Below are 20846 nucleotides of genomic sequence, written 5' to 3'. Positions count from 1 at the left end.
TGAAATCGTTAGATACAAAAATGAGAGAATTGATATCGAAAAAGGAAAGCATACGGAGCTGTCAGAGGTAGCCTATTTACATTTGAACCGCATATCGGTCGGCGTCATTCTCAATCTGACTATCAATAAGAAGATATCGATTATTTTGACAAAAGGAAATTAATGAGACTGTAAAATTTTTGCCTTCTGAAGCAGTAAATCTGTTCAACATTAAGTTTGTTCAATAAGGTGTAGGAAGCAAATTTGAATCCTAACTGAAAAGCCGTATAAAATAGAAATAACACAGCTATTTCAAACGACTGAGAATTTCCCGGGTAATTGTTTCCGGGGATTGTCCATTGACTTTGATTTTTTCTGATTCAATTAGATCATAATGGGTCAAGCGTGACAGACTTTGCGGGATACAGTCAGCTGTCCGCAGACCTCGGTCGATATCCTGCTGCAGCTGTCTGCGAAGCTGGGTTGATGAAGGCAGCAAGGTGAAGTGATAAAACGTGAAATTTCCCTGCAGCCGATTGTAAATTTGTTGGACAGTTTCCGGCTGATCCATGACCCAGCTGAACAGAACATGATCAAAGCAAGCCTGCGCCAAGAACTGATTCAACAGATAAACAATGTTATCCATCACCATGGCTTTGGTCTGATCCTGAACCTGAAAGGGACTCATCATCCAGCACCAGTCCCCATCCAGCCAAACACTCCGGCTGAGCTTTTCATTGCAGAGTCGGCTGATTGTTGTTTTTCCGCTTCCCATGGTTCCGCTGATAAAGATTACTTTCTGCATAAGAATACCTGCCTTTAGACTTGATTATAGCATGTGTTAGAAAGAATTAAGAATTTCCTTCGTTGTTCAGTCAGGGAACATGATAAAATAAACATAAGTTATTGACAGATTGGGGATGCTTATGAGTAATCAGCGGGAGAAATCCACCGTGCAGAAGCGGACGATTTCGGCACGTTCATCCAACGGAAAGAAGAAACGGGCACATAAGCGGTATCGGCTGAAAGCGTCGATTCGCCGAAAACTGGCAATATTGGGCGTGCTGGCAGGATTAGTGATGATCGCGCTGCTTTTGTTATGGCTGTGGCCGGTTCGGGAAAAACGGATTTATCACACGGAAGGCGTACAGCTGCAGCAGGTCAATGGGATTGACGTGGTTCATGATTATATTCCGCAGGGACATCAAAATCGTCCGCAGATTCAGCGTGAAATTCGCTGGATCGTGATTCATGAAACAGATAACGAAGCAGCCAGCGCGGATGCCTGGCATCACAACGAATACTTAAAGACCAATGAGACGGATATCAATTCCTGGCATTATACCGTGGATGATCACTCAATTTATCACGCGCTGCCGGATGAGGAAGTCGGCTGGCATGCCGGAGATAAAATGACCGAGGGTGGCGGCAATATGACCGGGATTGGGATTGAACTGTGCGTCAATGAAGGCAACGATTTTGAAAAGACGCTGGAAAATGCCGCGGCGCTGTGTGCGGAGTTAATGAAGGCGTATGATCTGCGGATTGAGGATATTAAGCAGCATCATGACTTTTCAGGAAAGGATTGTCCGCATCGGATTTTAGCTGCCGGGCGAAGCGAAGAATTTGTAAAAATGGTTCAGGAAGCGACGAAACAATAATTTTGTAGTGGTAAATTCAGTTTTTTTTGTTACAATAAGTGATTGTATGATTGAGGTGAATTTATGGGAAAAACCGGACTGGTTTTAGAAGGCGGCGGAATGCGCGGCGCTTATACGGCTGGGGTTTTAACATGGCTGATCGATCACGAGGTCGAGTTTGATTACGGCGTGGGAATTTCAGCTGGGGCCATGAACCTGTGCAGCTTTGCGATGAGAAACAAGCAGTATTTGTACGATGTCGGCGTCATCTATATGCCGGATAAGCGAAACGTAGGACTGAATCCGCTGCTGAAAGAACGCCACTATGTCGGCTATGACTTTATGTTTGACCGTCTGCTGAAAGAAACAATTCATTATGAGCTGGATACTTTGCGGCAGTCTTCGATGGAAATTGAGATCGGCCTGTTCAATCTGAACACATCCAAGGTGGAATGGGTGAAGAAACAGGAACTGGATGATGATCTGCGCTTATTAAAAGGTGCGTGTACGCTGCCGCTGGCAGGCTCGCCTGTGCCGTATCGCGATGGGCTGTATATGGACGGCGGGGTGACGACGATGGTGCCGATCAAGCGTTCGCTGGGCTATGGCTGTGATAAACATCTGGTCATTGTAACAAAGGATGAAGGCTATGTCCGTAAGCCCAGCAGCAAGCTACTGCTGAATACGTCAAAAATGGCTTATCATAACCAGGCGCTGATCGATGCGCTGAAAATCCGCAGCGACGTTTACTATGAAGAAATGAATATCGTCGATGAGCTGCAGAAGGAAGGCAAAGCGCTGCTGCTTAGACCTTCAAAGAATCTGGGCGTGAAACGATTCTCCGGCGATGCCGAAGCTTTGAAACAATTATTTGAACTGGGGAAAGCCGATTGCGAAGCACGCAAGGCGGAATTGCTCGGCTTCTTGGGCAAGGCCTGAACGAATTAAACTAAGAAAATTTCTGGTTGGTAGGATCGGAAATTTTTTTGTTTAGTTAACCTTTCGATTCAAAATAAGAAATTTATTCACGCCTATGTACGTTCAGGTGCAGTTTTGTTCATCAAAGCTGCACTAAGATCCTCCTTTTCTCTGACCATGGCGATCAGCTGACTGATACTTTGGAAGCAGTATTCCTGTAAGAAAATGAATAAAAAACAACGGCGGTTGACAGCTATAACATTCAGCAGTAAAATAGTTATATAAGTTATACAAGTTATACTTTTTGTACAGAAGGAGGGAAACCATGAAATCTCAAGTGAAGGACGGAAAATACATGAGCTCAGTTAAGGTCGGACCCAAAGGTCAGATTGTTATTCCGAAAGAAGTCCGTGATCTGTTTCAGATTGAGCCTGGGGATACGCTGATGCTGCTGGCGGACGCGGAGAAAGGCATTGCGATTGAACGGTATGACGTATTTGAAAAAATAGCCGATGCCATCTTTTCGGGAAAGGCTAAGGAACTTTATCCGGATATGCCGGAGGAGGATTCAAAGGCTTTTGCCCAATCCATTCGTCAGACCCGAAAATAAAGATGCTTATCCTTAACGGAATACGCTGCATCAGTACCGCTGAAGAATTTTACGGATTCATCAAAGCAAGATTGTCAATACAGTCAGGGAGGGCGTTATGGCTAAACTTGCATTTTTCTGCATTCCGGCGTACGGACACACCAATCTTACACTGGAGGTGGTTCGGGAGCTGACAAAGTGCGGACATCAGGTGATTTATTTTTCATTCTCGGCTTTTCAAAAACGGATTGAGGAGGCCGGCGCTCAGTTTGTCAGCTGCGATGCTTATCTGCAAACCGAAAATGCCGATCCGGAAAAGATTAAACAGATGACTAACGATGTCGGCGCTTCGATAAAGCTGCTGACCGATACAACGTTAGCCCTGGATGCGATGGTCTGTCAGAAGCTGCGGACACTTCAGCCGGATTGCATCGTTGCTGATTCGATGGCGGTTTGGGGAAAATTTGCGGCGCTGAAGCTGGGCATTCCGTTCATTTCTTCAACCACAACCTTTGCTTTCAACCGCTATTCAGCCAGGATTATGAAGCAGAGCTTTGGTCAGCTGATCGGTTTGGTTCGTTCTTTACCGCAGATTCATCATCAGATGAAGCGGCTGCAGAAACAAGGATATCCGGTTAAAAATTTGCTTTCAATCCTGCAGAATGATGATCAGACACCGACAATTGTCTATACATCGAAGGAATTTCAGCCGTGTTCCGATACCTTCTCCGAAAAGATTCAATTTGTCGGTCCTTCGGTAAAATCCACGGCTTCTTATGATGGAGAAAAAAACGTCATTTACATTTCGCTGGGAACTGTCAACAACCAGCATCTGGATTTCTTTGAGCATTGCATTGAAGCGCTGCGGGATTATCCGGGCGAGGTGATCATGGCTGTGGGAACCGAGGAACAGGCCGCTCAACTGAAAGCCCCGGGCCATTTTACAATTCAGGCGCAGGTCGATCAAATTGAAGTTCTGCAGCGAACCGCGGTATTTCTGACACATGCCGGGATGAACAGTGTCAATGAAGGTCTGAATGCTGAGGTTCCGCTGATTCTTTATCCTCAAACGGCCGAGCAGGGCGGGGTTGCGCAACGAGTTGTTGAGCTGAATGCCGGCATCCTGCTAAAGGAGAACAGTGCGGCCGCAATTCGAGCGGCAGTGAACCAGGCTCTTGCGAATCCTTCGTTAAAAGAAAACGCGGCCTTGATCAGCCGCAGTTTCCATCAGGCCGGCGGACCTGTCCGGGCAGCTCAGCTGATCGAAGGCTGGATTCAGGAAAGCCAGCCCTAACGTAGCTTCCTGCAGCTTATAAGCGAAGTAAAAAATTTAAAGATTCTGCGGATCATTCATTCCAGTTGTTATGTGCGGAGTGATAGCAGGATCTTTTTTTGCAGAAATGGCAGGAAGAGCGGATCCTGAAAGGTTTCAATTTCTAAGCAGAATCGGTATAACGTTGCTTTTGTCCGTGATGATTTATGATAAAAAGTTTAATTTTACTTTTTTACTATTTTAATTACAGATATTTTGAGTACAATAAGAAGATAGTGACTGAAAAAGGATATTTGAAAAAATATGATGAAATATAAAGCAATGACAAATCAGGTTATTCGATTAAAAAAAGAGAAACCGATTCTGGTGTGGGCAGTGACGATTGTGATTCTGGCCTTGATCGCTTTCGCGATCGCTTCATTTTTTTGTTTTCCGTTCAACAATGGTCAGGTCCATCTGGGGGCGGATACGGGTTTTCACATCAACCGAATCATCAGTTTGATGGAAGCTCAGCAAAATCAGGTTGACTATCCCTATCTGTTCTGGAACCAGAACTTCAATTTCGGTTATCCGACGCCGATCTTCTACTGCAATCTTTTTTTGTATTGGCCGGCATCCTTGTTGGCAGACGGGATGCTCCCGGTTCTGGTTTATAAAAAATATGTGTTTGGTTTAGTCTGGGCAGCGACGCTGATGATCGGCTTATGCAGTTATAAAGTCAGCCGGCGCAGCGGATATGCCGCTGTCATGTCGATGCTTCTGTTGATCCTGAATACCCACAGTATTACAGATATTCTGCGGCGGGGCGGTTTGGGTGAATTGCTTGCGTTGGTGTTCATCCCGATCTGTCTGGCGGGGATTTATCAGACGATGTATAAGGACAGCCGGCGGTGGATCTGGCTGGCGGTGGGCTACTGCGGGTTGGTGCTGTCGCATAACATCAGCTTTATCCTCATGTGCATTGTCTTTGCGGTGTTTGCGCTGATCAATTTTAAAAAGCTGTGGCATGAAAAGATCCGGCTGCTCAATATCCTGCAGGCGATTGCGGCGGCCCTGGTGTGCGCCTGGTTTTTCATCGCCCCGATGCTGGAACAGATGGGCGCTGTTGATATGGTAGTTTCGCATACCTTTAATCTGGGAGGCGGCTTGGCGGCTACGGCGGTAGATCTGTCAGAAATATTTAACTTTACTGTGGATACAACGATTTATCTGAACAATTCTCCAGGTCCTTTTCTGATTTTTATGCCGCTGATCGGCTTGGCGGTGCGCGACAAACGCAAACGCAATCCGTTTATCTTTCATTGCTGGATCATCGGTTATGTCAGTATGATGATGATGACGAAGCTGTTCCCCTGGCAGTTGTTCCCGTTTTTCAGTTTTATGCAGTTCGTCCAGAGGTTATTGCCGGTCTGCATTCCTATGCTGGCGCTGGCAGGAGGATATTACTGGACTGTTTTTATCCGGAACTTCAAGCAGCTGGAATTCAGAATGCTGCTAAAAGCGATCAGCGTGATCGTGATTTTGATTCCCACGTATTTCATGCTGAAAGTCAATTATGATCAGATCTATGGCTATCCGGATGATATGACAATTGAAGATGCCAAGCTGAGCCTGTATGGGGATACGCAGGAAACAGCGGTTTATAATGTGCAGCAGTTAAGCAGCGCAGACTATCTGCCTTATGGGGCGGATGTGGATTACAAGGATTACCGGGAATGGGTAAAATGGGCTGTTTCACCGAGTGAGTCGATGATCGACAGCAGCATGAAGCTGCTGATCCTGGATCAAGAGGTTGATGAAAGTGAATATGGGCATTTTAAATTCGTCGTCAAATCCGGACCGGAGGGCCAATGGCTGACTGTTCCGCGCACTTATTATTATGGTTATCAGGTAGATGCGATCAAAGATGGGGAAGTGATCGATACGATTATTCCTTATGCGGCTGAGAATACCGGATTGGTTCAATTCGATATGCTGGGAAGTGAAAGTCCGATCACTTATGATGTAGTTTATCGGCCGACGTCAGTTCAGACTTCCAGCATGGCGCTTTCTACGGCTGCGGTTCAAGTGGCTCTGGTGATTTATGGATTGGAGCGGTTTTTGTACTATGCTCTGAAACTCTGGAAGGGTGTCCATGACAGTCAGCCGAAAAGCAGTCCGAAGGCAGGATCACACAGGTCAGCGATCCGAAAAGATTGATCAAAGAATGGACTCAACCGGTTGGATTGAAATCGCTTTGCATTGGATCTGAAGCGGCTGACGATATCCATCGGGCTTTATCAATCAAGGACCGCGAATGAGAAGTAAATTCCAAGCTCAGTCAGAACAGGCTGGTAATGAGCATTAAATAAAAGACGCCGAAGCTTCAACGGCGTTTTTTCTTGAAAAGACACAAGCAGGTTTTGCCTCTTACTTAAGTCACGAAAAAAGCGAGAACACATTTCCTTTTAGTGTGAGTTGATAAAAAAATAACATGATATAATTCTAACAAGATCAAAAGGAGGAAAATGAAGAATGAAAAAGGCAATGCTTTTATTGACCAGTTTTCTCATGATCTGTTCAATGGCTGGATGCTCTACTCCGAAACAGGATGAGCCGGCCGCTGCAGCAGGCATGAAGGCTGGAACGTACACCGCGACATCGCAGGGAATGAACGATGTTGTTGAAGTCAGCGTTGAACTCAGCGAGGACGCCATTGTTTCCGTTAAAGTAACGAAGGATTCGGAAACACCGGGGATTGGCGGCGTTTTGAAAAACGCAGCGGGAACGGAGCTGGATGAAGGCGGGAAAGCGCCGACAGTCTTGATTCCGGAAGAAATTGTTGCAAATCAGAGCTTGGCAGTCGATACCGTGACCGGAGCGACAATCACATCGGCAGCGGTAATCAATGCCGTTAAGGATTGTCTGACGCAGGCTGGCGCTGATCCGGCGGCCTGGATGAAGGAAACCGCAGCGAATGCGCAGCAGGATCAGAGTGCTGATGTTGTTGTCGTAGGCGGCGGCGGAGCTGGTTTGGCGGCCGCGATTGCAGCTTCACAGAAGGGCGCTAATGTCATCATCGTTGAAAAGAACGGTGAAGTCGGCGGCGATACGCTGGTCTGCGGCGCTATTTACAACACACCGGATGAACCGCTGCAGAGTAAGGTCACGATGACCGATGCAGTCAAGACGACGATTGAAAAAGCGTTGGCGGAGGATCCGATTGATGATGCGCATGCAGCTCTGCAGAAGGAAGTTCAGGCGCAGTGGGATGAATACAAAGCCAGCGGCCGGACCGATCTGTTTGATACGAAAGAATGGTATGCGCTGCAGACTTGGATCAACGGCGATAAAGTCGGCGATCTGGATTTAGTCAAAGTGCTGTGCTACGATTCGTTTGAAGGCTTGGAATGGATTGAAAACTTAGGCATGGAATTCAGCGATATCATCGGTCAGGGTGCCGGCAGTTTGTGGCAGAGAACCCATACCAGCACGATGCAGATGGGAACCGGCTTTATCTCTACCTATGTTGAAAACATTCTGAAAGACGACAAGATCACCGTGCTGACCAGCAGCACTGCGGAAAAGTTGGTGCAGGATGATTCCGGTAAGGTCAGCGGCGTTGTCTGCAAGGATAAGACCGGCAATGAATTTACGGTCAGCGCGAACATGGGCGTCGTTCTGGCAACCGGCGGATTTGCGGCCAACAGCAAGATGGTCCAGGAATACAATACGTCCGGAAAGTGGAACGATTTGAGCAAAGTTATGACGACGAACCGTTTCAGCAGCTCGCAGGGTGACGGAATCTCGATGGCTTTGGAAGTCGGAGCTTCATTAACCGATATGGAACAGATTCAGCTGCTGTATCTGGGCAATGTCAAAGACGGCCAGCTGACAAAATATCCGCCGCGTGATGTCAACGGAACAGATCAGATTATTTTCATCAACAAAGAAGGCAAGCGCTTCGTTCGTGAAGACGGCCGCCGTGATGAAATCTGCCTGGCTGTCATGGCGCAGACCGATTCGATGTTCTACATGCTGGAATCCGGCGACGGTGCGGGCTATGTGGATATCCAAGATCCGAATTGGCGTTCAGCGGATGGATTTACGTTTGATTATTTAAAAGAAAACGGTTATATTTTAGTTGCGGATACTTTGGAAGATCTGGCATCTCAGATGGGAATCGATGCTGCGACATTAAAAGCAACCGTAGACAGCTTCAACGCTGCTGCTGACGGCGGTACGGATGAATTCGGCAGAACGCTGTATTCTACGAAGCTGGAAAACGGACCTTGGGTTGCTACAGCCCGTCAGGCCTGCGTCCATCATACGATGGGCGGCGTTACGATCGATACCGAAACACGCGTTCTTGATGAAGCGGGTCAGCCGATTTCCGGTCTGTATGCAGCAGGTGAAATCACCGGCGGCATTCACGGCGCAAACCGCTTAGGCGGAAATGCCGTTGTGGATACGGTTGTCTTCGGTAAATTAGCTGGCGAAACTGTCGTCGCTGACGCTAAGTAGTCCGCTGAACAAAGCATAAAGTAAAAAAGCATCCATTTTCATAATGGGTGCTTTTGAAGCGAAGGAGAGCAACGATGGATATTAAACAGCTGATCACGTTCAGAACGCTGGCTCAGGAAAAAAATTACATGAAGACTTCGGAAAAGCTAAGCTATGCCCCCTCGACGCTTGCCAAGCATATCCGCTCCCTGGAAGACGAGCTGCAGGTTCAGCTGGTAGAATACCGCAGCGGAAAAATTGAGCTGACCTATGATGGAAAGCGGTTTATGCGCTATGCCGATGAAATGCTCAGCGTCTATTTCAAGCTGCAGTATGAGTTCGATCAGACGAAATCCGCGATTGGCACCATCCGGGTGGCCGGCGGCGAACTGATGGTCGGTTTTGCTTTCGGCGATTTCTTTGCGGCAGTGGAGAAGACTCAGCCGGAGCTGACGCTGCAGGTCAACGCGATCTGCTGTGCACGGGTACCGGAATGGCTGAATCAGAACGAAGTGGATATCGGATTTGTGCAGATGCTCAACACTCAGGAAAGCGAAGGACAGCAGATCGTTCCTTTGTTTGAAGAACGGCTGTGTTTGATGACCTCGCCGCAGCATCGTTTGGCGCAGCAGGAAGAAGTGCATCTCGGCGATCTGAACCGCGAGAATTTCTCTTATACGTATGAGGACTGTTGTTTTACGGATGAATTCCGCCGCTGTCTGACGCAAAACGGCGCACGGCCGTCTTCTGAGCTGTTTTTAGGCAGCATTCATGCCGTCATCAATACCGCCAAGGATGACAACCGGATTTGTCTGATTCCGTATGTTTGTGTTCCTAAGGTGCGGCAGATGGGGCTGGTGCAGCTGAACTGGGTCGACCCGTTTGTGATCTACGATGTGATTCTGATCCAGAAAGGGGTCTATCGCAGTACGGGAATCAACCAACTGATCGAACAGGCCAAGGCCTATGCGGCAGAGGTAAAGAAAAATCCTGAAACTTCGCAGATTCAATTGCTTTAACGAATAAGACTCATGGACTGACAAAAGATCCGGTTATGGATCTTTTGTTTTACTTCTGGGAATTCCTCTGCTTCACCAGGCTGAGTGAAGAACTAGCGGAGATGAGTTGGAATAAAAAAACCTGAAAACCTTTAAAAATATGAATCATTGATTGGCAATTAATTTTAATAGGGCTATAATAAAATCAGAATAAGGGATAAGAAAGAAGAGGGGGACTCAAAGTTATGACACAGACGAAACGCCTGAACAAACAAGAGCTTCGCCGCATCAATCTCCGCTGGATCTGGAATGCTCAGATCGGCTGGAACTACGAACGAATGCAGGGGCTGGGGTATCTGACCACCATGCTGCCGCTGATTGAAAAACTGTATGGCGATCAGCCGGCTCTGAAGAAAAAAGCCCTGCAGGCGCATTCGGTCTTTTTTAACACCACCCCGGCAATGGGGGATATCATTGTCGGAATGAACGTCGCGATTGAAGAGGAAATGGCAGAAACCGGTGCCGGCATTGACATTGCCTCGTCCATGAAAACCGCGCTGATGGGTCCGTTTGCGGGCGTCGGCGATACGATTTTCAGCATGATTCCGGGTGCTGTGTTCGGATCGATTGCCGCGACGATGGCCAAGGAAGGAAGCATAGTCGGCATCATGATCTGGGAAGTTTGGTTAATCGCCGTGCTGCTGCTTCGGTTTAAGCTGTATGACATCGGTTATCAGCAAGGCGCCAAGATTGTCAATACACTCTCAGGGATTAAGGAAACGATCACTGCGGCCGCCTCGGTTTTAGGCTTAACGGTGGTCGGCGGCATGATCGCTACGATGGTCAAGTTCCCGCTCAAAACACTGACCGTCAGCCTGGGAATCGATCCTCAGACCGGAGAAATGCTGATGCAGGAATTCCCGCTTCAAAAGTATATGGATTCGATTATGCCAGGTTTGATGCCGGCGCTGTTCGCTGTCTTATGTTATTGGATGCTGGGCAAGAAATGGATGAATTCCAACCGGCTGATCCTGACAGTGCTGCTGTTGGCGATCGTCTTGGCTTCCTTGGGGATTGTCGAAGTCTAAACCTAAATATCTAAACCTCAACAAATTTAAGTCAAACAGTCGGGGATGCTGCAGGCAGGCAAAGAACCGGCTGTTTTTCTGTCTCTAAGAGAACCCAAGATGCATAAATAAAAAAAGATCGGCAGGCAATGCCGATCCGCAGCGTAATGGAATTAACGCAGATACAATTCGTAATATTCGTCGTAGGTTAAGCCGGAATCATGGACCTTTGTAGCCAGTTCCACACCGAGGTAGCGATAATGCCAGGCTTCATAGCTGTAGCCGGTGATGATTTCCTTCCCTTCTGGATAACGCAGGATCCAGCCGAAACGGTGGGCATTCTGCTGCATCCAGACAAACGCATCGGTATCCGCAAACTTGGAAAGCTGCGCGCCGGTGGCAGCCATATCTACGGTTAATCCCGTCTGATGTTCGGAAAAGCCCGGCCGGGCAGAAATGGAATCCGCCCATTCCTCACCCTTGGAATTGACATAGCCGTTATACAAATCGACCTGATACTGATAGTCGCGGTAGGAGGAGGAAGCATACATCTTCGGCTTGCCGCCGCCGTTGAGTTCATCACACATTGCGGCTAAGGCATCGGCCGCTTCCTGACGAAGATAACAATCCTTCGCGGCATAGGTTAAGCTCAGCTGAACCAGATCCTCTGGGGCATAGCTCTCCCCTAAATAATATCGCTTGTTGACGATCATACTGACATCTTTGGCATCGGAGGCAGAGGTGCTGTCATACCAGTTCACGTATTTTCCGCTGAGTTCAAAATGATTCTCACTGTTAACATCCCGATGATCGGTGCAGTCCTGAATGTAGGCTTCGACGTCGCTCACATAATCAAAGACTAACAGCGGCGTAATTTCCCAGAAATTGAGCTTCTCAAACAATTTCAGGCATGAGTCCTCGGGGTAATTCCGTGCCCGCAGCCGCTCATAGAGCTGCGTGTCATCGCTGTTCAGGGAATCGGTAACCAGATACAGCTTCAGATAATCCTTATTGAAGCTTTCCGAGGCTAACGCAGCATTGAGGTTGTCGGAATACAGCTTATCGTTAAGGATGGTCTTGGTCAGTTTCTGCTTCTTGATCATCGCGATGCTTTCTTTGGAATAGCCCAAACCCTTCAGCTTGCTGTCCGTTGAAAGCTTCGGAATGGTCGTCAGGACAAAGACCAGAACGATCGCCGCCACAATTCCGATTAAACCATAAAGAACGGATTTGCGAATCCTTCTGCGTTTCCGGCGAACGACTTTTCGTTTTTTCACAGGCGTTTTTGTTGCCATGTTCTCAATCTCCTTTCTGATTGGAATGAGAGAATAAATTCCACGGGTAACTGTTCGGAAGTGAACAGGCAAAGGTCATGCTTTCATGCGTTATTGGATGCTGCAGTGTCAGCGACGTTGCCCACAGAGCGATCTGCTGACCCGGACGCGCCTTTGGATTGTAGCGCTGATCTCCCCACAAGGACAGCTGACGGCTGGCAAACTGGACGCGGATCTGATGGGAACGTCCGGTTTCCAGCTGAATCTGCACCAGTGACAAACCTTCGCTTTCTCCCAGGATCTGATAGTGCAGGATCGCTTCTTTCGCTTTCGGTGAAGCTGGAGGAACTGTGCGTACCCGATTGGTCTTTTCATCTTTGATCAGCCAATCTTTTAAGGTTGCTGCAGACTTTTGCGGCTGACCGCACAGCACTGCCTGGTAAGTCTTTTTCAGGCTGCGGGTGCGGACCTGATCGCTGAGTCGGGAAGCGGCCTTGGAAGTTTTGGCAAACACCATGACCCCGCCGACGGGCCGGTCTAAGCGATGCACTAAGCCCAGGTACACATTCCCTGGTTTCTTATACCGCTCTTTCAAGTCCTGCTTCAGCAATGTCAACAGATCCGGATCATGGCTGTCATCCGCCTGAACCGCAATGTTGACAGGCTTGACCACGATCAGCAGGTGATTATCCTCATATAAAATCTCAAACTTCGTCATCTTCATCACTCCATGCGCCGTAAATTCCGCATGGCAGGATCATGTTGTCCTGCGTAATCGGAAGACCGACTTCCCCGGCAAAGACATAGCCGGACGAATGACGGCGCAGCACAGTGGTGCGCAGAATGTTTTCTAAGACGATGGAGGAAAAACCGGTGGTATAGGAATTAACTAACAGAAACAACGCGTCGTCATCCAGAATATCCAGACAAGCATTGACCAGCTCGTTGATCTGATCCTCCAGCTTCCAGATTTCACCATTGGGTCCCCGGCCGTAAGACGGCGGATCCATTAAAATTCCCTGATAGGTATGACCGCGGCGCTTTTCCCGTGCGACAAATTTCAGAACATCATCGACGATAAAGCGGATCGTGCGGTTTTCCAAATGTGACAGTGCCATGTTTTCTTTGGCCCACTGCACCATTCCCTTACTGGCATCCACATGCACGACCTCATCGGCTCCGGCACTGGCACAGGCCATCGTCGCTCCGCCGGTATAGGCAAATAAGTTCAGAATCCGCACCGGCCGTCCGTTAGCTTTGGCCTTGCGAATTTTGGCTTGCATCCAATCCCAGTTGACCGCTTGTTCCGGAAATAAGCCGGTATGCTTAAAGCCGGTCGGTGAAACCTTAAACGTCAGTTCTTTGTAGGATACCGTCCAGGTCTCCGGCACAGTCTGTTTGAACTCCCAGCTGCCTCCGCCCCGGCTGGAACGGTGGTAATGCGCATGAATGCGATCCCATCCGGCATGATCGGTTTTCTTCCATACCGCCTGAGGATCGGGTCTGCGCAAGAGTATATTTTGCCAACGTTCAAGCTTCTCACCATCGCCTGCATCGCAGCATTCGTAATCTTTCCATTGATTTGCAATTCGTTTCATCCTGTTGATTCTCCTTATTTATTTATTATATCATGGCTTTTCTATTATCGCAGAGAATGCTGGAAAAATTAAGAAAGTTGAAAAAATAGTTCACCTCACTGCCGGAGTTTGATAAAATAGTAGACATCGAGGTGATTGCGATGATGATTCGCTGCAGCGAAAAACATCGGCAGGAATGTCTGGATTATCTCCGGCAAAACCCGTCGCTGAATTTGTTTCTGATCGGAGATATTGAAAACTATGGATTTAACCAGGGCTTTCAGACGGTTTTTATTGATAAAGATGAATTTGTCCATGGGATTTATCTGGTATATTACCATAATCTGGTGATTGCCAGTGAGGAAAATCGCGTTGACGTCCAGTTTGTTGAGCGCTTGATTCAGGAATATGATATTCAGGCGATCCAGGGACGCACAGCGGTTTTGGATACGCTGAGTTTTGATGCGTTCAGCCGTGAGGAATGTCTGTTCTGTCAGCTGAGCGAGCTGAAAGTCAAGGCAGAGTCCGACTTTTTGATCCAGCAGGCTCGCCCTGAGGACGCCGCACGTTTAAAAACATTGTTGGATGAAGTGTTTGACATGGATAATGAGGTGGCCATGATCGCGCGGCGGATTGCCGAACAGGAAGGCCGGCATTTCTTTATTGAACAACAAAATCAGGTCGTCTGCCAGGCCAACAGCACAGCGGAGACTGCGGATGCGGCGATGATCGGGGGTGTGGCGACCCGTGCGGACTGGCGTCGTCACGGTTTGGCCAGCGCCGTCATGACGGCGTTGTGCAGCCAGTTGTTAAGCGAAGGCAAAAAGCCATGTTTGTTCTTCGAGAATGAAGAAGCGGGAAGAATTTACAGCCGGCTGGGTTTTGAGCCGATCAGCGGCTGGACATTGATGCTGCGCCAAAAGGAAGGATCACACTGACCTTCCTTTTCCTTACCAGGACGTTCGCAGAATTTAGCGGCTTGGAAATGAGCGCGTATGTATTCTGCCAGTTGGTTTCTGATTGAAAAACAGGACGAGTCTGCATTTCCGATTGAGAAAGAAAATGACTTTTTATTAATAATCGCTGTACGCTGCCGCGGAGGACTTAATCAATTTATGAAAATTTTGAAACCGTCAGCTCAGGGATAGAAATGCCGATGGTTTCATGTATAATATAGAAAGTCTGGAAACAGCATTTGAAATTCGGGCAGCAGGTTCCGCGAATGTCGCGGTCAAGAGCCGGCGGTTTGGATCGGACTCTGCGCAGTGCTTCATTGGAGTGCGCTTTAAGGGCGGTTATTTCAATAAATCCAGGTTCAGGATGTTTCCAAACGTGGGAAAAAGATAAAAAAACAAGCATACGGAACGTTAAAGTTTGATTAAGATATTGGAAGAAAAGAAGAGGTGTCGGACAATGGTTTCTATCGAGATGCTGAATGAAAATCAAAAAAAGGCAGTGCTGACGTCAAGTCAGTATGTGCGGATTATCGCGGGTGCGGGCAGCGGCAAGACCCGCGTGCTGACGATGCGGATTGCGCATCTGATCGAACAGTGCCATGTCTGGCCGAATAAAATTCTGGCGATCACCTTTACCAACAAGGCAGCCAATGAAATGAAGGAACGAATCCGGCAGATGCTGCCGGAGCAGGGAAACGCCGTCTTTATTTCCACGATCCACTCGCTGTGCGTGCGGATTCTGCGTGAGGATATTCCGGCGATGGGCATGCCGCGCAACTTTACGGTCATGGATGCCGATGATCAGCGCAGTATTTTAAAGGAAGCCTACAAAGAGTTTGGGCTGGATAAGCAGACCTATACGTTTGGCTCCATGCTGGACTACATCGCCAACAACAAAAGTGCGGAGATCAGCCCTGAACGCGCTTATGTGTTTGCCGGAGATCTGCGCGGGGAAAATGACAAAGCGAAGGTTTATGAATATTACGTCAATCGTCAGCAGGCGATCTATGCGCTGGACTTCGATGATCTTTTGCTTTATACCGTACGGATGTTCCGGCAGTTTGCGGAAATCCAGGCAAAATGGGTGCAGCGCTTCCATTATATCCATGTCGACGAATTTCAGGATATTGATAAAATTCAGTACGATCTGATTCAGCTTCTGGCGGGAAACGACAATTCCGTTTATGTCGTCGGCGATCCCGATCAGACGATTTATACTTGGCGTGGGGCTGATGTCAATATCATCATGAACTTTGAGAAGGATTATCAACCCTGTGAAACGATTGTCCTGAACGAAAACTACCGTTCAACACCAAGCATCCTGAACGGCGCCAATGCTTTGATTCACAACAACCGCAATCGTGTTGACAAAGACTTGTTTACTTCAAGACCAGACAACGGGGCGATTACCCACTATTCCAGTGCCGGGGAAGAATATGAGGCAACCTGGATTGCCTGCAAGATCAATGAACTGCATAAACAAGGTCAGCGCTACCGCGACTGCGCAATCCTCTATCGTTCCAACTATTTGTCCCGTGCGCTGGAAAAAGCGATGATCGAACAGCGGATCCCCTATGTGATCTACGGCGGCATCAAATTCTACGAACGAGCTGAAATCAAGGATGCGCTGTGTTATCTGCGGATGGTCTGCGGCAGCGATGATCTGGCGCTGATGCGGATTATCAATGTCCCGCGGCGGGGCTTGGGCAACAAGACGATGGATACAATCGTACAGCGTTCACGGGCTGCGGGCAAGACGATGTACGAAGTGATTCGTGATGAAAAGGTTGTCAGCGGCAAGGCTCAGACGACAATTGACAACTTTGTCAAAATGGTGGAAAAGTGGAAGAATCTGGCTTCTTCAACATCGATCAGCCGGCTGTTGGAAATGATCCTGTCCGACAGCGGTTATCGTTCCATGCTGGAAGCCGACAAGGAAAATGAACGTCTGGAAAACCTGAAGGAACTGATCACCGATATTGAAAGCTACACGGTCAATTACCCGGACAGTTCGCTGGAGGAATACCTGCAGCTCGTTTCGCTGTATGGGGATAAAGGCGCGGAGGACGGCGGCGATCATGTCCAGCTGATGACGGTGCATGCGGCAAAGGGCCTGGAATTTGATACGGTGTTCGTCTACGGCATGAGCGAAGGTATTTTCCCGAATGACCGCGCTGTGCAGGAAAGTCAGCTGAAAGGGCTGGAGGAAGAACGGCGGCTGGCTTATGTCGCCTTCACACGGGCTCAGAATAAGCTCTATCTGACGGAAAGCTCCGGTTTCAGCTACATTTTAAGCCGAATCAAAGTGCCGTCACGGTTTATCAAGGAAATTGATCCGCAGTATATCGAACACATCGGGGCGACATTCGATACCGGCAAGCCGAAGGAAATCAAGCTGCATTCAGCGCTGTTTGAAGAGGAAGCGCCGTTTGAAGAACGGCTGGCTTCCAAGCCGCGGACCAAGTGGAAGAAGGGCGATCACGTCCGGCATGCCGCTTTTGGCGAGGGTGTGGTGCTGGAATACAGCGAAGGCATGCTGAAAATCGCGTTTGCTTTCCCGTTCGGCGTGCGTAAAATCATGGCCACACATCCTTCCATTCAGAAAGCGGAAGAAGTGGAATAAGTCCTCTTTGTTTGAAGGATACAAAGCATCAAAACATCAAAAGATAAAGAAGCAGGCAGCTTTTCATTCTCAGCGTCAGAGAGGAAAGGCTGCTTTTCTGATAAAGTGATTCCCGCACTTTTCGTCGGAACGGACAAAATCGAGGAAAAGGGAGCTTAGAAAATAAGCCGCGGCATGCTGTGCGGCGGGTTAAGCTGGGATTATCGATATTGCAGATAAGAAAAAGCCCAGCCGTACAAATCAGAAAAGATGTTAAAGGACAAACGATTAGATTGCGTAAACTTGGCAAAGATGATGAAGAAAACATTTGTTCTTATGATATAATAAACTGGATATTTCAGGAGGTACAGTGATGAGCGAAGAACGCGTTCTTGCGCTGCGCAGGCAGCTGAATCAATATAACTATGAATATCATGTGCTGGACCATCCGACCGTCAGCGATGCGGAGTACGACCGGTTAATGCGGGAGCTGATCACTTTGGAAGAACAGCACCCGGAACTCTTTGACCCCAACTCCCCCACCCAGCGGGTCGGCGGTCAGGTGCTGGATGAATTTAATAAGATTACACACAAGCGCCCGATGCTTTCGTTGGGCGACGTTTTCAGCCGGGAAGAACTTTTTGAATTCGCCCGCAAAGCAGAGGCGGAAGTCGGACCGGTGGATTATTGCTGCGAATGCAAGATCGACGGCCTGGCGATGTCGCTTAATTATCAGCACGGCCGTTTCCAATACGCTGTGACCCGCGGCGACGGGGTTGTCGGGGAAGATGTCACGCACAATGTCCGCACGATCAAGTCGATTCCCATGGAGATTGACTATGAGGGCGAACTGGAGGTGCGCGGTGAGGTTTACATGCCGAAGGCCAGCTTTCAGCGCTTAAATGAGAAACGCCGCGAAATGGGCGAGGAAGAATTCGCTAATCCGCGCAATGCAGCGGCGGGCTCGATCCGGCAGCTGGATTCTAAAATCGCGGCTTCCCGCGGCTTGGACGCTTTGTGGTACCATGTACCGCAGGGGCCGCAGTTAGGTCATCATCAGCATCTGGAATCGCTTGCGTTCATTCAAACGCTGGGATTCCGGACGAATCCGCTGAACCGGCTTTGTCACAGCATTGAGGAAGTCTGGCAGTTTGTCGAAGATCTGACGCTGATGCGCAGTGATCTGCCCTATGAAATTGACGGTATTGTCATTAAGGTCAACGATTACGCCAAGCAGCAGCAGTTGGGCTTCACCGCGAAAACGCCGAAATGGGCGATAGCCTATAAATTTCCGGCAGAACAGGCCGTAACCCGATTGGAAAATATTTTTGTGACGGTCGGGCGAACGGGGAAAATTACGCCGAATGCTCAGCTGACGCCGGTGCGTCTGGCCGGAACAAGCGTGGGCTTTGCGCAGCTGCACGATGAAGATATGATCCGGGATAAAGACATTCGGATTGGAGATTATGTCATCGTTCACAAAGCCGGAGACATCATTCCAGAAATTGTAGCCAGCGTTCCTGAAAAGCGCGATGGTACGCAGATTCCTTATGAATTTCCTAAGGCCTGCCCGGTCTGCGGGATGCCGTTAGTCCGTTATCCGGATGAAGCACATCACTTCTGTATCAATAACGACTGTCCGGCGCGGGTTGTTGAATCCATCGCCCATTTCTGCAGCCGGGACGCGATGAATATCGACGGCTTAGGCGTTAAGCGCGCTGAGCTGTTCCATGCACAGGGGTGGCTGAATACCGTTGAGGATATCTATAATCTCAAACACCATTACCAAGAAATTCTTCAAACCCCGAAGATGGGGAAAAAGAGCGCTGACAATCTGCTGGAGGCGATTGAAAATTCCAAGCAGAATTCGCTAGAGAAACTGCTGTATGGATTGGGGATTCGCCAGATCGGCGAGAAAGCCGCAAAGATTCTGGCCTATCGTTTTGAGACGATGCAGACTTTGATGAACGCGACGTATGAAGAACTGGAAGAAATCAAAGATATCGGGGCCATTACCGCTCAGACGGTGCTGGATTTCTTCCATGATGAAGCGAATCAGCATCTGATTGAGGCCTTGATCGAACATGGCCTGAATATGATCTGCCTGAAAGAGGAACAGGTAGAAACGATGTTTACCGGCAAGACGGTCGTCTTGACGGGCACGCTGTCCACGATGACCCGTCCGGAAGCTCAGGCGATATTGGAGCATCTGGGCGCAACGGTCTCCGGCAGCGTCTCCAAGCGTACCGATTATGTCATCTATGGTGAAAATGCGGGTTCCAAATTGGCTAAAGCCCAAAGCTTAGGCGTAGCCACGATGCCGGAGAGTGAATGGCTGGAAGAGGTAAATCGGTATGCGGAATAACCGGCGGCGTTGGTGGGGATTGGTGCTTTGCCTGCTGATCAGTCTGGCAGGCTGTTCGCAAAAGGCTCCGGAAGAAGCCAACGAGGGTACCGTGATCAGCAGCTATTCGTCTGATGATTATCAAACTCTGCTGCCGCATGAGCTTTCAGAAGGCCGGTACTGGCGCGGCAACACCAACAGCCGCTTTGATCTGATGCAGATGCCGAAGGAACTGATTGAGCTGAGCAAGCAGCACTTTCCAGTCAAGGATAACTATCTGCAGGCGGGTCAGATTCTGGAATATGAGGATATTCAGGAGCTGCAGCGCTATGAAAGCAGCGATCATTCCTACGGCTTGAATCCCAGCGGAAATTTTGAGATCAGCGATGCGATCGTGCTGGAGCGGCCGTATATCGTTTATGGCTTAGTGGAAGTAGACTTCATCGCTAAGGAAGATCAGAAAACGCTCAACGGCATTGCGGTAGGGATTCTGATGAACAGTTCCGTCACCAGCGGGGACAGTACAGTTCAGATTCCAAAGGATAAATTGTATACCTATGCCAGTACGGTTGGCCGGAAGCTGGAACGCTATTTGCGCAACAAGGCTGAGGTAGACGCGGATCTGCCGATTTACATCACCTTTTACAGCTCGAATTCCACCAGTTCCAGTGTCCCAGGTTCCTTTATCGGTCAAGGTCTGTTTACCAGCCGGAGCGGCCAGTTCACTGCGATTGACGAACAATGGGTGCTGATTCCAAGTGATCAGGCAACCGCCCTCGATGGGGTTCTGTCATCCCAATTCAGCACGGTTAAAGCCGGCGTCAAGGACTTCATGCCGGAGAATGTCAACCTCATCGGCAAGGCCCGATACATCAACGACGCCGCGGATTATCTCAAGCTGACAGTCACGGTGCAGGCCAAGAGCTATACGGAAATCTATTCCCTAATGCAGCTGTTAAACGAACTGTCGGTCAACTTCTCAAGCACCGAGATGGAACTGATTATCGAGATTAAGCAGCTGGAGGAAACGGTGATGATCCTGCATCGGGAAAAAGGAACGATGAAAACGACCGTGCTGGATATCAGCTAGCTGCCTAGCGAAGAAGGTTAGGGCATGAAAGCCAGTCAGCATTCATACCGCAGTCCG

General features: G+C 48.7%; 16 protein-coding genes. 12 read left to right on the top strand and 4 right to left on the bottom strand.

Translation table 11 applies throughout. From position 1 onward, the window contains the following. Positions 1-286: 286 nt before the first annotated feature. The gene (locus BN162_RS06115) at positions 287-784 is read right to left on the bottom strand and encodes an AAA family ATPase (RefSeq protein ID WP_020224203.1); all 498 of its coding nucleotides are present in this window, start codon (positions 782-784) and stop codon (positions 287-289) included. Between the two features lie 121 nt (positions 785-905). On the opposite strand from BN162_RS06115, the gene BN162_RS06110 reads away from it, so the two are divergent. The 8 genes from BN162_RS06110 to BN162_RS06075 all read left to right on the top strand — a co-directional run bounded on the left by BN162_RS06110 (position 906) and on the right by BN162_RS06075 (position 10967). Beyond that, entirely contained in the window at positions 906-1640 is a 735-nt protein-coding gene (locus BN162_RS06110) for a peptidoglycan recognition protein family protein (protein WP_020224202.1), read from the top strand. Between the two features lie 63 nt (positions 1641-1703). Beyond that, complete coding sequence (locus BN162_RS06105) at positions 1704-2558, top strand: patatin-like phospholipase family protein (protein WP_020224201.1); 855 nt, start codon at positions 1704-1706, stop codon at positions 2556-2558. 304 nt (positions 2559-2862) lie between these two features. Then, positions 2863-3147, top strand: coding sequence for an AbrB/MazE/SpoVT family DNA-binding domain-containing protein (locus tag BN162_RS06100; RefSeq protein WP_020224200.1), 285 nt, complete (start codon positions 2863-2865; stop codon positions 3145-3147). 97 nt (positions 3148-3244) lie between these two features. After that, the gene (locus BN162_RS06095; RefSeq protein ID WP_020224199.1) at positions 3245-4420 is read left to right on the top strand and encodes a macrolide family glycosyltransferase; all 1176 of its coding nucleotides are present in this window, start codon (positions 3245-3247) and stop codon (positions 4418-4420) included. 282 nt (positions 4421-4702) lie between these two features. Continuing rightward, positions 4703-6598 carry a hypothetical protein gene (locus BN162_RS06090; protein ID WP_020224198.1) on the top strand — a complete coding sequence of 632 codons (1896 nt, stop codon included), beginning with the start codon at positions 4703-4705 and terminating at the stop codon, positions 6596-6598. Between the two features lie 315 nt (positions 6599-6913). Beyond that, the gene (locus BN162_RS06085) at positions 6914-8902 is read left to right on the top strand and encodes an FAD-dependent oxidoreductase (RefSeq protein ID WP_020224197.1); all 1989 of its coding nucleotides are present in this window, start codon (positions 6914-6916) and stop codon (positions 8900-8902) included. A gap of 74 nt (positions 8903-8976) precedes the next feature. Further along, positions 8977-9900: a LysR family transcriptional regulator gene (locus tag BN162_RS06080; protein WP_020224196.1), complete on the top strand. Its 924-nt coding sequence runs from the start codon at positions 8977-8979 to the stop codon at positions 9898-9900. A 224-nt stretch (positions 9901-10124) separates the two neighbouring features. Beyond that, complete coding sequence (locus BN162_RS06075; protein ID WP_020224195.1) at positions 10125-10967, top strand: PTS system mannose/fructose/sorbose family transporter subunit IID; 843 nt, start codon at positions 10125-10127, stop codon at positions 10965-10967. A 152-nt stretch (positions 10968-11119) separates the two neighbouring features. On the opposite strand, the gene BN162_RS17775 is transcribed toward BN162_RS06075, so the two are convergent. From BN162_RS17775 to BN162_RS06060, 3 genes are read right to left on the bottom strand one after another with little or no spacing between them, the layout of a single operon-like run. Further along, positions 11120-12241: a M15 family metallopeptidase gene (locus tag BN162_RS17775; protein ID WP_020224194.1), complete on the bottom strand. Its 1122-nt coding sequence runs from the start codon at positions 12239-12241 to the stop codon at positions 11120-11122. A gap of 4 nt (positions 12242-12245) precedes the next feature. Then, positions 12246-12938, bottom strand: a complete 693-nt coding sequence (locus tag BN162_RS06065) for an RluA family pseudouridine synthase (RefSeq protein ID WP_020224193.1) — start codon at positions 12936-12938, stop codon at positions 12246-12248. Continuing rightward, positions 12925-13818 (bottom strand): class I SAM-dependent methyltransferase, encoded by an 894-nt coding sequence (locus BN162_RS06060; protein WP_020224192.1) that lies wholly within the window; start codon positions 13816-13818, stop codon positions 12925-12927. The genes BN162_RS06065 and BN162_RS06060 overlap by 14 nt, the downstream gene beginning before the upstream one ends. A gap of 140 nt (positions 13819-13958) precedes the next feature. Between BN162_RS06060 and BN162_RS17770 the strand changes: the two genes are divergently transcribed. From BN162_RS17770 to BN162_RS06040, 4 genes are all read left to right on the top strand, one after another. Then, positions 13959-14735, top strand: a complete 777-nt coding sequence (locus tag BN162_RS17770; protein WP_020224191.1) for a GNAT family N-acetyltransferase — start codon at positions 13959-13961, stop codon at positions 14733-14735. A gap of 475 nt (positions 14736-15210) precedes the next feature. After that, positions 15211-17376, top strand: a complete 2166-nt coding sequence (locus BN162_RS06050; RefSeq protein WP_020224189.1) for an ATP-dependent helicase — start codon at positions 15211-15213, stop codon at positions 17374-17376. A gap of 352 nt (positions 17377-17728) precedes the next feature. Beyond that, positions 17729-19720 carry an NAD-dependent DNA ligase LigA gene (ligA, locus tag BN162_RS06045; protein ID WP_020224188.1) on the top strand — a complete coding sequence of 664 codons (1992 nt, stop codon included), beginning with the start codon at positions 17729-17731 and terminating at the stop codon, positions 19718-19720. Continuing rightward, on the top strand, positions 19710-20789 hold the full coding sequence (locus BN162_RS06040) for a CamS family sex pheromone protein (protein ID WP_020224187.1): 1080 nt from the start codon (positions 19710-19712) through the stop codon (positions 20787-20789). The genes ligA and BN162_RS06040 overlap by 11 nt, the downstream gene beginning before the upstream one ends. Positions 20790-20846 lie beyond the last annotated feature (57 nt).

It is taken from the genome of Holdemania massiliensis AP2 (genome assembly GCF_000327285.1).
GTDB classification, from domain to species: Bacteria; Bacillota_I; Bacilli_A; order Erysipelotrichales; family Erysipelotrichaceae; genus Holdemania; species Holdemania massiliensis.
This window is presented reverse-complemented; position numbering and strand designations above follow the sequence as displayed.

Bases quoted from the DNA above. Each gene is read 5' to 3' on its own strand.
- BN162_RS06115 (WP_020224203.1), bottom strand. From the start codon at position 784: ATGCAGAAAGTAATCTTTATCAGCGGAACCATGGGAAGCGGAAAAACA.
- BN162_RS06110 (WP_020224202.1), top strand. From the start codon at position 906: ATGAGTAATCAGCGGGAGAAATCCACCGTGCAGAAGCGGACGATTTCG.
- BN162_RS06105 (WP_020224201.1), top strand. From the start codon at position 1,704: ATGGGAAAAACCGGACTGGTTTTAGAAGGCGGCGGAATGCGCGGCGCT.
- BN162_RS06100 (WP_020224200.1), top strand. From the start codon at position 2,863: ATGAAATCTCAAGTGAAGGACGGAAAATACATGAGCTCAGTTAAGGTC.
- BN162_RS06095 (WP_020224199.1), top strand. From the start codon at position 3,245: ATGGCTAAACTTGCATTTTTCTGCATTCCGGCGTACGGACACACCAAT.
- BN162_RS06090 (WP_020224198.1), top strand. From the start codon at position 4,703: ATGATGAAATATAAAGCAATGACAAATCAGGTTATTCGATTAAAAAAA.
- BN162_RS06085 (WP_020224197.1), top strand. From the start codon at position 6,914: ATGAAAAAGGCAATGCTTTTATTGACCAGTTTTCTCATGATCTGTTCA.
- BN162_RS06080 (WP_020224196.1), top strand. From the start codon at position 8,977: ATGGATATTAAACAGCTGATCACGTTCAGAACGCTGGCTCAGGAAAAA.
- BN162_RS06075 (WP_020224195.1), top strand. From the start codon at position 10,125: ATGACACAGACGAAACGCCTGAACAAACAAGAGCTTCGCCGCATCAAT.
- BN162_RS17775 (WP_020224194.1), bottom strand. From the start codon at position 12,241: ATGGCAACAAAAACGCCTGTGAAAAAACGAAAAGTCGTTCGCCGGAAA.
- BN162_RS06065 (WP_020224193.1), bottom strand. From the start codon at position 12,938: ATGACGAAGTTTGAGATTTTATATGAGGATAATCACCTGCTGATCGTG.
- BN162_RS06060 (WP_020224192.1), bottom strand. From the start codon at position 13,818: ATGAAACGAATTGCAAATCAATGGAAAGATTACGAATGCTGCGATGCA.
- BN162_RS17770 (WP_020224191.1), top strand. From the start codon at position 13,959: ATGATGATTCGCTGCAGCGAAAAACATCGGCAGGAATGTCTGGATTAT.
- BN162_RS06050 (WP_020224189.1), top strand. From the start codon at position 15,211: ATGGTTTCTATCGAGATGCTGAATGAAAATCAAAAAAAGGCAGTGCTG.
- ligA (WP_020224188.1), top strand. From the start codon at position 17,729: ATGAGCGAAGAACGCGTTCTTGCGCTGCGCAGGCAGCTGAATCAATAT.
- BN162_RS06040 (WP_020224187.1), top strand. From the start codon at position 19,710: ATGCGGAATAACCGGCGGCGTTGGTGGGGATTGGTGCTTTGCCTGCTG.